Source organism: Limimaricola litoreus (assembly GCF_024159025.1).
GTDB lineage: Bacteria > Pseudomonadota > Alphaproteobacteria > Rhodobacterales > Rhodobacteraceae > Limimaricola > Limimaricola litoreus.
This window is the reverse complement of sequence record NZ_JAMYXC010000123.1, coordinates 1-10,262: the sequence shown is the minus strand read 5'-3', so window position 1 is coordinate 10,262 and position 10,262 is coordinate 1. Positions and strand designations below refer to the sequence as shown.

The following is a 10,262-nucleotide window of genomic DNA, read 5'->3' as shown; positions in this document are numbered from 1 at the left end:
AGACGGGTGGAGGCATCGCGCGCCAGCGCCGCACGGCGCGGCGGCGACAGCGCCTCCATCGCAGGGACCAGCGCCACCACGCGCTCGACCTCCCGCGCGGCTCCCGCCTCGCGGTCGAGCCGGTCCCGCTCGAAGGACAAAAGGCCCAGCGCTACCAGATTGGCCGCCACCAGTGCCACCGCCAGCAGCAGGGCGAAGCGCCCGGCCAGCCCGGTCGGCAGGAGCCGCCCCCATGTCACGTCACCACCTCGGCATCCGCCGCCAGAAGGTAACCGCCGCCCCATTCGGTGAGGATCAGCCGCGGGTGCTTGGGGTCCTCCTCGATCTTGCGGCGCAGCCGGCTGATCTGATTGTCGATCGCGCGGTCGTAGGCCTTGGCCTCGCGCCCGGCCATGTGGTCGAGCAGGCGCGAGCGATCAAGCACGGTGCGCGGCGCGTCGAGCAACAGGCCCAGCAGCCGGCTCTCGCCCGAGGTCAGCTCGGCGTGGCGCCCGTCCTCGTGATCGAGGCTGCGAGCCGCCGGGTCATGGGTCCACCCCGCGAAACGACGCGGCGTGGCGTCGAGCACAGGCGCCGCGGGCGGCGCCCGGCGCAGCACCGCGCGCACCCGCGCCAGAAGCTCGCGCGGGTTGAACGGTTTGGTGACGTAATCATCCGCCCCGAGCTCCAGCCCGACAATGCGGTCGGTCTCGTCGGCCATGGCGGTCAGCAGGATCACCGGCGGCCCGCCCTGCGCCACGAGCCAGCGACACAGGCTCAGCCCATCCTCGCCCGGCATCATGACGTCGAGCACCACGAGGCTGATGCGCGCCTCCTCGATCGCGCGGCGCGCCTCGGCCGCGCTCGCGGCGAGGCGGACGCGGTAGCCCTGTTTCTTGAGATATTGCCCCAAAGGCTCGCGGATGTCGCGTGCGTCATCGACGACGAGGATCTGCATCTCGGCGGTGTCGCTCATGGTGTGATCTCCTGCGGGCCCGGACCCTCGTTCTAGCGCCCCGCCGCGGGGGCTGGCCAGCGTCCTTGCCCGACCTTTCGGGAGAGTTTTGTCGCCATATGTAACCGCGCGCGTCGCAACGCGCTTGCCAGCCCGGCGCGGTCTGGATACATCGGCCCCGGGGCCGGCTTAGCTCAGCTGGTAGAGCGTCTGATTTGTAATCAGGGGGTCGGGGGTTCGAGTCCCTCAGCCGGCACCACAATATCCTCCAACACGCTGTTTCGCCTCGGCTTTTAATCGGATCAAGCCAAGGCGTAGCACATGTCGGAGTACATTTCTGCTCCCCATTGCTTCCTCAAGGACGGCATCTTCTACTTCCAGCGTCGGGTGCCGACAGAACTGAGATGCCACTACACGTCATCGAAGATCTCGTATTCGCTACGAACGAGGTCAGCACGGGTGGCAGCTGCACGAGCCATACGAGCCGCGAGCCAACTCGACGAATACTGGTACCACCTGCGCAGCCAGGATGCGGATCTCCCGGGCAAGCACATGCTGCGTCCGGGTGTGACTGGTCCTGGCCGAAGGGCTTCTGACGGCGTTGGTGTCAACGCCGACTGTATGAGCCTCTCCGAGGCTGTGGTGACATACTTGCGGCTCAAGGGCGACGGAAAGGGGATCACCTTTCACCGGGCCGCGGAGAGAGCATGCGGCTATGTGATTGACACATACGGCGACAAGTCTCTCATAAGCTACACGAAGGCGGACGCTAACGCTTTTCGTGATGCACTGATCGCCCGGGGCATGGCTGGCAGCAGCATCACGCGGGTCTTCGGCACCGTGAGGTCGATCATCAACTTCGCCGCCAACGAAGAGGGGATCGAACTGACGAACCCCTTTGGCAAGGTCTACTACGACCGATCCGCAGGCGTATCGGACCGCTTGCCTATCCCGCTCGAAGCCATCCGTGCCGTACAGGCCGAATGCTATCGCTTGGACGACGAGATGCGCTGGCTGGTGGCTTTGGTCGCGGATGCGGCTAGCAGAGGCGGCGGGACTACTCCGCGAAGACATCGTGCAGGACGCCGAGGGCAACTACACGGCCCGGATCACCCCACATCCGTGGCGTAGGCTCAAGACGGCTGGCAGCACGAGGGAAGTCCTACTTGTCGGATCTGCTCAGTGGGCTGCTAAGCGGCTGCTGGCCGCTCATGGTGGTTCGGGCTTCGCCTTTCCACGCTACAACAAGACCGACACCACGAACGCCAACGCCGCCAGCGCGGGCCTCAACAAGTGGCTCAAGGCTTACGTGCCTGAGGGGGCGACCATACACAGTTTTCGGCATTCGATGCGTGACCGACTGCGTGCAGTGGAATGCCCTGCCGACATCATCGACCAGATCGGCGGCTGGCAGACCGAAGGCGTTGGGCAAGGATACGGCCAGGGCTATCCAGTGGACGTGTTGCACAAGTGGCTACGGTTCGCGGCGCTACGCGGGGCTTGAATGTCGTCTTGGCAAAGTGGGAACCGGATTACTCTTACCCTGTAAAAGGTCATGGCTGCAGTCTCACCAGCCCTAAGCAAATATTTTACCACTTGGAAAAAAGTCTTCAAAATGCCTGTTTCATTAGCAAGTTGCGCCTTGATTGAGCAGCAATGGTATCGAGCAAGTCAAAGAGGAGGATATCCGAATGACGATCTCGACTATTGGCCAGCAGCTCGACCCGCTCTGGCAAGCCGCGCAGAATGCCGCATCCGCGACCCCGACCACTACTTCGACTGACCCCTCGCCTTCTGGCGGAACACAAACTTCCCCCGCAATCATCATGGATATTTCCGGGGAAGACAGCAGTGACGCCGCCAGTACGACGACCATGACGAAGGCGGAGCGAGACGCGGCGAAGAATGCTCTGAAGGCCCAAGAAGAAGCGGCAGAGGCTCAGGCGAAGGCCGAAGAGGAAGCACTCGAAGCGGCAGAGAAAGCCGCCAAGGAGGCCGAGAAGGCCGCGGAAGGCGCTGCGAAGGCGGAAGCCAAAGCCGCTGAGGAAGCAGCGGAGGCGCAAGCCAAGGCCGAGGAAGAGGCACTTGAAGCTGCCGAAAAGGCAGCCAAGGCAGCCGCTAAGGAGGCAGAAGATCTGGCCGAGGCTCAGGCCAAGGCCGACAAGGAAGCTGCCGAAACTGCTGCAAAGGCGGCCAAGAACGCCCCCGAGGGTGAAGGTGATCCGGTTGCCGGGCCTGCAAGAGCAGCTGCCGCGCAAGGAGCGGATGGGGCCAAAGCGAATGGCTTCAACGAAGAGGCCAGCACCGTCGCCAGTCGCGCCTCAGAGAACTCCAGGGCCTCTGAGCGAGCTGGCCCGAAGGAGAAGGGTTGGAACAAGGTTGATGACTCGGTGACCGCGGCTGTTCGTCCCGAGCAAGCCCAAGAGGCCGAAGAGGATGTGGACATTGCCGCATCGCGTGCAGCTGCCGAACGGGTACAAGCCAAGATGATGCAGGAGTCCGTTATCTCCCTGATCGGCAGTACCGACAAAGTGGGCATCACGCTCAAGCCTATCGACAACGTATCAACGGAACGAGCGGGAGACTCCTACGCAGCGGCCACGCCCAAGCCGGACGCAGCAGAAGCCATGCAGCGCGTATCGGTGGCAGCCTGACGTAGAAAGGACCGGAACACACGTCGTTCCGGTCCACCCCTCCGCCTACCACGCCGCATATCCTTGACGGTCCTGAGAAGCCTACCCCAGGCCAGAAGGTCCTAAAGGTGGGTATGAGAGGAAGTGGGTCACAGCTATGGATAGGCCGTCCTCGCCTCTGCTGCTCGGGCAAATAAGCTGATCCACGCCGTGACCCGCGCGGCTTACCGATGCAGAACTCGTCAAACCACAGCTAATGCTTACCAGAAGTAGCCTAGTTTCCCTAAGGGAAGTACCCCTCTCTGAGCGGATTGGTACGAGGCCGGACGCAACTCCGAAGCGGTGTATACTCCGACATGTGCTACGCCTTGGCTTGATCCGATTAAAAGCCGAGGTGAAACAGCGTGTTGGAGGATATTGTGGTGCCGGCTGAGGGAGTTCTGTTCTCGCTACGGGCACCGGCAGCACTCCACGCCCCAGCAAAACAAGGCCTATCCGTATTCGCGCTGGGCGGTCAACAGGCGCGAACGGTGCTACGGTTGGTGCTACGGCTTGCAGGTGGCGGGGCTTCGGCTGTGGGTGGCTCGATGATGGCCTGCTGCTGCCGGGAGAGGCCGTGGTGGGCCGAACCTCGGGAGGAGTCCTGAGAAGGCCATGGAAAGTCATCTCGTGGCTTAGCGGCCTCACCCCCTGCGGCGGACAGGATGGCGCTGTACGAGTCGCTGAAAGGCTCTCTGTGGAAGTGCTGGACGGGAGGGGGCGAGTGCCACCCCGGGGGGTGTGGGGATATCGTGTACAGCCTCGACCGGCGAAGGGGGATGGAGGTCGTCAACCGGTAAAGGTTCAAGGGGCGGGAGCGGAGGTCGAGGTGCTGTATGGAAGGGAGAGCGGCTGCTTGACGATCCTACCCGCAGGAGAGGGACACGGGTTGATGCATCTAAGTCATATTTGTATTGGGAAGGGCGGCCCCCCAAGGGCCGATCCTGACCCCCTCAACTGAGGGAATACCTGACTTCAGATGAGGCTTCAGCCGTGGCTGCAAACATCCCGAACCCGACCAATCGCCGTGAATACCGCTACAACCGCTTCTTCCAGATCGTGGATCAGGTCGTGCAGGAGATCCAAGACGGCGTTGTTGCAGAACCCAGGCTTAGGTCGCAGTTGCCCCTTTCCCCGGCAGTTTCATCCCACGCGAACAATCTCGGCGGCGCCGAGGACTGATAAGCGGTTCATGAGGGCGATGCGGAGGTGGACTTCGGCGGTCTGGCGGTCGGGGTCTCTTGCCGGACATGCTTTCCCGAACGCCTTGGGCCGCGAAATTCGACCATTCTCTCTATCTTTCCGTAGCAGCTTTGGACAGAGCATAGAAGGCATCGAGCCGTTTATCGTAGCCCTCCTGTGCTGCGAAAATCTCAGCTATGTCCGTCGTGGTCGGTTGCTCATAGCCCTCGGGGTCCAGCTGCTGCTCCCTAGCCCGTTCTGCGAGAACACGGCTGAGATCCGGCTCGACTGCCTTTAGCCTGGCCTCGACCCCGCAGACCTCCTGCAATGCGACCTGCATCCGCTCATGGAGCAACTCACGATGCCCCTCGTGGACGAGGAAGCTGTCGTGGATCGGCAGAATCGGAATGCCGCTGTCGATGAAGTCCAGCATCACCCGCTCGGCCACGTCGCTGTCTTTACGCTGCAGGCGCTTCCCCACGCCGGTGTAGAAATGATGCGCAATCGGTTCGTGGGCCGCGAGGATCGCATCCGAGACCTGTCACCATGTCATGTCGAAGCGGCCGGGATTAACCCCCTTCGGAGCCTGCCGCAACTCCTTGCCTGCATTGAGCATGGCATTGAAGGCCGCTTTGACCATGTTTCATGAGTTGTCACCGCCTCGGGCTTCGGTCGTCTCGTCGAAGATGCCCCGGTAACAGTCCTCGGGCGGCACGGCACCGGCCTCGGCGTAGAGGATCACGGGGTGGAGGTTGGAGTGGTCGATCTCGACCATCCGCTTGCCGTTGAGGAGCAGGTGTCGCCGGTACTCCTTCGGCACGTTTTGCCACCAGCCACCGTAGAACCGGCCGCCGGTGGTGAGGCCCTCGTCGTTAAAGACACGGTGGAGGGTCCGCCGGTCCAGCGCGAGAGGCTTTCCCCATCGGGGTCATCGGCCAGCCGTGACTGCAGTACGGCCAGTTCGGCATCGGGAATATGAAGGTCATACCAGCGGCTCGCCAACACCCGGTTGATCCGTTTAAGGTGCCAATGCATCAACAGGACCTCCCCGGACTCGGGAGCGGGGAAATCCTCCCGGCGGCCATCCTCCGCCTGCACTCGTATACGGATCGGAGCATGCGGCTTCTGCGGTGGCACGATCACGGGCAGGACCTCACGCTCGTCAGGAGTAAACTTCTCCATCAAGCGGTCCGTGGCCTGGTATCGGGTCAGGCGGTTACGGGTGGAGCCATCATTCCGACCCTGCCGGTCGAAGACGCCCTTCTTCGTCTGCTCCAGGTAGCCCATTTCCAGCATGCCCCGGTACGCCCGCTGGACATGGATGCTGTAGGTCAGATCGGCAGGCGAGGCGGGGCTGCTGTACCAGCTGCCGTTGAGGTGGATGGATGCTTCCCCCTTCCGCTTTTGCTGGTAGACCACGGGGACGCTGTCCCGGATCAGGGTTTCGACCGACATCTGCAGCACCTGGAAGTGATCTCCCTTCAGCCTCCGCTTCGGCTTACCCGTATCGGCCCATCGGTGGTCCTGGATCTCCTGCACGACCTGATCCACAATCTGGAAGAAGCGGTTGTAGCGGTATTCACGGCGATTGGTCGGGTTCGGGATGTTTGCAGCCACGGCTGAAGCCTCATCTGACACGGAGAGCCTTTCAGCGACTCGTACAGCGCCATCCTGTCCGCCGCAGGGGGTGAGGCCGCTAAGCCACGAGATGACTTTCCATGGCCTTCTCAGGACTCCTCACGAGGTTCGGCCCACCACGGCCTCTCCCGGCAGCAGCAGGCCATCATCGAGCCACCCACAGCCGAAGCCCCGCCACCTGCAAGCCGTAGCACCAACCGTAGCACCGTTCGCGCCTGTTGACCGCCCAGCGCGAATACGGATAGGCCTTGTTTTGCTGGGGCGTGGAGTGCTACCGGTGCCCGTAGCGAGAACAGAACTCCCTCAGCCGGCACCATCACTTCCGAACATTCAGCGGTTGGCGCGCGCCAGAAAGCCGACCGCGACCAGGCCGACGGCCGTGATCATCAGCGCGGCGGGCGCGGCCTCGGCGATGTTCTCGAGGCTGGCCTTGGCATGCACCCTCGTGGCCAGCGTGTCGTATCCGAAGGGACGCAGCAGCAGCGTCGCGGGCAGTTCCTTGACGCAATCGACGAAAACCAGCAACAGCGCGGAGCCGACGCTGGCGCGGATCAGCGGCACATGCACGCGGCGCAGCGTGCCGCCCGCCGTCTGCCCAAGCGAACGCGCGGCCATCGGCAGGCTGGGCGAAACCCGGCCCAGCGCCGCATCGGCCGTGCCTTGGGCGATGGCGAAGAAGCGCACGCAATAGGCCAGCACCAGGGCCGCCGCCGTGCCGGTGAAGATGAGCCCCGGATCGCGCCCGGTGAACGCCAGGATCGCGTCGGCCAGCGCATTGTCGAAGAAGGCCAGCGGAATGAGGATGCCGATGCCGAGCACGGCCCCCGGCGCGGCATAGCCGATCGCCGTCACCGGCAGAAGCAGCACCGGCAGGCGGTGCCCCGACAACCGCGTGCCGTAAACCATGAACAGCCCCGCCACCACGGTGACGAGCGCCGCGATGCCGCCCGTGGTCAGGGTGTGAAACAGCGCCCGCGAAAGCCCCGGCGCGGCCCACTCTCCCGCGTCGAGCGCATGGCTCGCCAGCACCATGACCGGCAGCACGAAGCCCGCGAGGAAGGGCAGCAGGCAGGCGGCGAAGGCCAGGGCGCCGCGCGCGCCCGACAGCCGCATCGGCGTCACCGGCCGTGGCTGGCGGGCCGAGCCGAAGAAGCGCAGCCTGCGGCGGCTCAGCTTCTCCAGCGTGACGAGAAACACGATCATCGCCAGCACCAGCGTCGCGATCTGCGCCGCCCCGCCCAGATTGCCCGCCTGCAGCCAGACGGTGAAGATCCCGGTGGTCAGCGTCTGCACGGCGAAGTAGTCGACCACGCCGAAATCATTGACCGTCTCCATCATCACCACCGCGACACCCGCCGCGATGGCCGGGCGGATCAGCGGCAGCCCGACCCGGAAGAAGCGCCCCCACGGCCCCACGCCCAGCGCCCGCGCCACCTCGAAGCCCGCGCCCGATTGCTCGCGCAGCGCCGCGCGGGCCAGCAGATAGACGTAAGGGTAAAGTGCGGCCGAAAGCACGAGGATCGCCGCGCCGCGCGAGCGGATCTGCGGAAAGACGTAGTCGCGCGCGTCCTGCCAGCCCATCAGCCCGCGCAAAGCGGTCTGCACTGGCCCCGCGTATTCGAGGAAATCGACCAGCGCATAGGCCCCGACATAGGCCGGCACCGCGAGCGGCAGCAAAAGCGCCCATTGCAGCCAGCCATGGCCCGGAAAGCGGTACATCACCACCAGCCAGGCCGCGCCCGCGCCGATGGCGGCGGTCAGCGCCCCGACCGAAAGCATCAGCAGCACCGTGTTGCCAAGATAGCGCGGCAGCGTCGTCGAAAGCAGGTGCGGCCAGATGTTGTCTTCGGGGTGAAAGGCGAACCAGATCACCGACACCACTGGCAAAAGCACCAGCGCGGCAATCGCCACCGCCCCCGCCGACCACGGGTCGAGACGGGGCATCGCGCCCTTGGCCCCCTGCGACTGACTGGTTTCGACGGACATGGGCGTGCGGTAGCTCAAAGCGGTTTCGCTGTCCATATAAGTCATTATATTGGGGCCGATACGCGCGCATTGGACCCGTCGGACCAAGGAGCGGCACGAGAGCCGAAGGCAGACAGGGGCAAGACACGCATGGATATCGCCTTTCATATCGGCGCGAACTGCACCGATGACGACCGGCTGCTCAAATCGGTGTCCAAGAACCTGCCAATGCTTGCCGGGCGCGGCACCCGCGTGCCCAACCCTGCGCGCTACCGGCGCCTGCTGCGCGAGACGATCCAGCACCTGCGCGGAGAGATGCCCGAACCGGGCACGCGCGACGTGCTGATCGACGCCATCCTCGACCACGGCGAGACGACCGAGCGGCTGGTGATGGGCAACCCGGCCTTCATCTGCACCCCCGCGCGGATCTGCGAGGCGGGCTGCTTTCACGAGATGGCGAGCTTCAAGGCCCGCTCCTTGCAGGCGCTGTTCCCCGAGGACCGGATCGAGCTGTTCTTGGGCATCCGCAACCCGGCGAGCTTCGTGCCTGCCTGCTGGGAACAGACCCGCGGCCGCGGCTTCGACGAGTTTATGGCCGGGCTCGATCCGCGCCTGATCCTGTGGTCGGATGTGGTGGCGCGGCTGCGCCAGGCCGCCCCGGGTGCCGTGCTGACCGTCTGGTGCGACGAGGACAGCGCCCTGCTGTGGCCCGAGCTGGTCCGGGCGATGGCCGGGATCGAGCCGGATGCCGCGATCGAAGGCGGCCATGATCTCGTCGAGGAGATCATGCGGCCCGAGGGGGCGGCGCGGCTGCGCGACTATCTCGCCACGCATCCGCCGGCCTCGGCTGCGCAGGAGCGGCGGATCGTCTCGGCCTTTCTCGACAAATACGCCCGCGCCGAGGCGGTCGAGACCGAGATCGACCTGCCCAGCTGGGATGCGGGGCTGATGGCCGATCTCACCGCGATCTACGAGGCCGATCTCGACCGGATCTCGAAGATGGAAGGCGTGCGCCTCCTCGCCGCCTGAGCGGCGAGGCGTTTGTCTCAGCTCATGCCGAGCGCTGCCTTGTACATGTCGAGCACCGCCTCTTCTTCGGCGATGTCGTCGGCGTCGCGCTTTCTGAGCGCGATGACCTTGCGCAGGATCTTGGTGTCGTAGCCGCGGCCCTTGGCCTCGGCCATCACTTCCTTGATGCTCTCGGCGATGTCCTTCTTCTCGGCCTCGAGATGTTCGATGCGCTCGATGAACTGGCGCAGCTCCTCGCCCGCGGCGTTGCTTTGCACGTCGATGACGGATGACTCGCTCATGGGCTTCTCCTGATGGGCCGACAACGGAGCCACTCCCTAGCGCCGGGTCGTGCGGGCTTCAAGCGCTCCGCGCGCGCGCCGGCAGGCTTGTGCCGCCCCGGCCGCCCCGTTAGGCCCTGATGCGCGAGGTCAGCGGGAGTGAGAGCATGGACATCATCATCTGGATCGGCGCGGCGCTCACGCTGGTGGGCTTCGGCGCCATCGTCTGGAGCCTCGTCGCGGTGATGCGGCTGCGGCGCATGGGGCTTGACGATGCGCAGATGCGCGAAAGGCTGGCGCGCGTCGTGCCGCTCAACATCGGCGCGCTGATGCTGTCGATGCTCGGGCTGATGATGGTGGTCGTCGGCCTCATCCTGTCCTGACGGCGCCGGCCTTGCCGCGGCGCAATGCCGCGTCGATGTCGTCGCCGCTTTCGAGCGCGGCGCGCAGCAGCGGCGGCACGTCGAAGACCGGATCCTCCCGGCTCCACCGCTGCATCCGCTCGACCAGCGCGCCGATCCCGGCCTGGCGTGCCTCGTAAAAGGGGCCGCCCGACAGCCGCGACCAGCCGAGCCCATGCAC

The 10,262-nt window shown here is 64.9% G+C and carries 13 protein-coding genes, 1 tRNA gene and 1 pseudogene; 7 read left to right on the top strand and 8 right to left on the bottom strand.

Annotation, left to right across the window (positions count from 1 at the left end):
- A partial coding sequence (locus tag NHG85_RS08135; protein WP_253331403.1) for a hypothetical protein occupies window positions 1-239 on the bottom strand: 239 nt, incomplete at its 3' end.
- Entirely contained in the window at window positions 236-955 is a 720-nt protein-coding gene (locus NHG85_RS08130) for a response regulator (RefSeq protein WP_253331401.1), read from the bottom strand. The genes NHG85_RS08130 and NHG85_RS08135, both read right to left, overlap by 4 nt.
- A gap of 162 nt (window positions 956-1,117) precedes the next feature.
- Between NHG85_RS08130 and NHG85_RS08125 the strand changes: the two genes are divergently transcribed.
- From NHG85_RS08125 to NHG85_RS08105, 5 genes are all read left to right on the top strand, one after another.
- Window positions 1,118-1,193 (top strand) — tRNA-Thr (locus tag NHG85_RS08125).
- Window positions 1,194-1,255: 62 nt separating this feature from the next.
- Window positions 1,256-2,065, top strand: coding sequence for a DUF6538 domain-containing protein (locus NHG85_RS08120; RefSeq protein WP_253331399.1), 810 nt, complete (start codon window positions 1,256-1,258; stop codon window positions 2,063-2,065).
- Window positions 2,010-2,438 (top strand): site-specific integrase, encoded by a 429-nt coding sequence (locus NHG85_RS08115; RefSeq protein WP_253331397.1) that lies wholly within the window; start codon window positions 2,010-2,012, stop codon window positions 2,436-2,438. The genes NHG85_RS08120 and NHG85_RS08115 overlap by 56 nt, the downstream gene beginning before the upstream one ends.
- A 187-nt stretch (window positions 2,439-2,625) precedes the next feature.
- The gene (locus NHG85_RS08110) at window positions 2,626-3,588 is read left to right on the top strand and encodes a hypothetical protein (RefSeq protein WP_253331395.1); all 963 of its coding nucleotides are present in this window, start codon (window positions 2,626-2,628) and stop codon (window positions 3,586-3,588) included.
- A 1,011-nt stretch (window positions 3,589-4,599) separates the two neighbouring features.
- The gene (locus tag NHG85_RS08105; RefSeq protein ID WP_253331405.1) at window positions 4,600-4,788 is read left to right on the top strand and encodes a hypothetical protein; all 189 of its coding nucleotides are present in this window, start codon (window positions 4,600-4,602) and stop codon (window positions 4,786-4,788) included.
- A gap of 112 nt (window positions 4,789-4,900) precedes the next feature.
- On the opposite strand, the gene NHG85_RS08095 is transcribed toward NHG85_RS08105, so the two are convergent.
- The 4 genes from NHG85_RS08095 to NHG85_RS08085 all read right to left on the bottom strand — a co-directional run bounded on the left by NHG85_RS08095 (window position 4,901) and on the right by NHG85_RS08085 (window position 8,412).
- Window positions 4,901-5,269, bottom strand: a complete 369-nt coding sequence (locus NHG85_RS08095) for a hypothetical protein (protein WP_253331393.1) — start codon at window positions 5,267-5,269, stop codon at window positions 4,901-4,903.
- Window positions 5,270-5,431: 162 nt separating this feature from the next.
- On the bottom strand, window positions 5,432-5,563 hold the full coding sequence (locus NHG85_RS19695; RefSeq protein ID WP_256500240.1) for a hypothetical protein: 132 nt from the start codon (window positions 5,561-5,563) through the stop codon (window positions 5,432-5,434).
- Entirely contained in the window at window positions 5,527-6,405 is an 879-nt protein-coding gene (locus tag NHG85_RS08090; protein ID WP_253331390.1) for a hypothetical protein, read from the bottom strand. The genes NHG85_RS19695 and NHG85_RS08090 overlap by 37 nt, the downstream gene beginning before the upstream one ends.
- A 351-nt stretch (window positions 6,406-6,756) precedes the next feature.
- On the bottom strand, window positions 6,757-8,412 hold the full coding sequence (locus NHG85_RS08085; protein WP_253331388.1) for an ABC transporter permease: 1,656 nt from the start codon (window positions 8,410-8,412) through the stop codon (window positions 6,757-6,759).
- A 129-nt stretch (window positions 8,413-8,541) separates the two neighbouring features.
- Here NHG85_RS08085 and NHG85_RS08080 point away from each other — a divergent pair, with 129 nt between their 5' ends.
- The gene (locus tag NHG85_RS08080; protein WP_253331386.1) at window positions 8,542-9,420 is read left to right on the top strand and encodes a hypothetical protein; all 879 of its coding nucleotides are present in this window, start codon (window positions 8,542-8,544) and stop codon (window positions 9,418-9,420) included.
- Between the two features lie 17 nt (window positions 9,421-9,437).
- On the opposite strand, the gene NHG85_RS08075 is transcribed toward NHG85_RS08080, so the two are convergent.
- Window positions 9,438-9,701 (bottom strand): DUF2312 domain-containing protein, encoded by a 264-nt coding sequence (locus NHG85_RS08075; protein WP_253331384.1) that lies wholly within the window; start codon window positions 9,699-9,701, stop codon window positions 9,438-9,440.
- 146 nt (window positions 9,702-9,847) lie between these two features.
- On the opposite strand from NHG85_RS08075, the gene NHG85_RS08070 reads away from it, so the two are divergent.
- On the top strand, window positions 9,848-10,063 hold the full coding sequence (locus NHG85_RS08070) for a hypothetical protein (protein ID WP_253331382.1): 216 nt from the start codon (window positions 9,848-9,850) through the stop codon (window positions 10,061-10,063).
- Here the strand turns inward: NHG85_RS08070 and NHG85_RS08065 are convergent.
- Window positions 10,050-10,262: pseudogene (locus NHG85_RS08065) on the bottom strand (hypothetical protein); the annotation flags it as partial. The gene NHG85_RS08070 and the pseudogene NHG85_RS08065 sit on opposite strands and share 14 nt — an antisense overlap.

What these genes read in the sequence shown, in the direction of transcription:
- NHG85_RS08120 (WP_253331399.1), top strand. Translation starts at nt 1,256, where the DNA reads ATGTCGGAGTACATTTCTGCTCCCCATTGCTTCCTCAAGGACGGCATC.
- NHG85_RS08085 (WP_253331388.1), bottom strand. Translation starts at nt 8,412, where the DNA reads ATGTCCGTCGAAACCAGTCAGTCGCAGGGGGCCAAGGGCGCGATGCCC.
- NHG85_RS08080 (WP_253331386.1), top strand. Translation starts at nt 8,542, where the DNA reads ATGGATATCGCCTTTCATATCGGCGCGAACTGCACCGATGACGACCGG.
- NHG85_RS08110 (WP_253331395.1), top strand. Translation starts at nt 2,626, where the DNA reads ATGACGATCTCGACTATTGGCCAGCAGCTCGACCCGCTCTGGCAAGCC.
- NHG85_RS19695 (WP_256500240.1), bottom strand. Translation starts at nt 5,563, where the DNA reads ATGGTCGAGATCGACCACTCCAACCTCCACCCCGTGATCCTCTACGCC.
- NHG85_RS08130 (WP_253331401.1), bottom strand. Translation starts at nt 955, where the DNA reads ATGAGCGACACCGCCGAGATGCAGATCCTCGTCGTCGATGACGCACGC.
- NHG85_RS08070 (WP_253331382.1), top strand. Translation starts at nt 9,848, where the DNA reads ATGGACATCATCATCTGGATCGGCGCGGCGCTCACGCTGGTGGGCTTC.
- NHG85_RS08075 (WP_253331384.1), bottom strand. Translation starts at nt 9,701, where the DNA reads ATGAGCGAGTCATCCGTCATCGACGTGCAAAGCAACGCCGCGGGCGAG.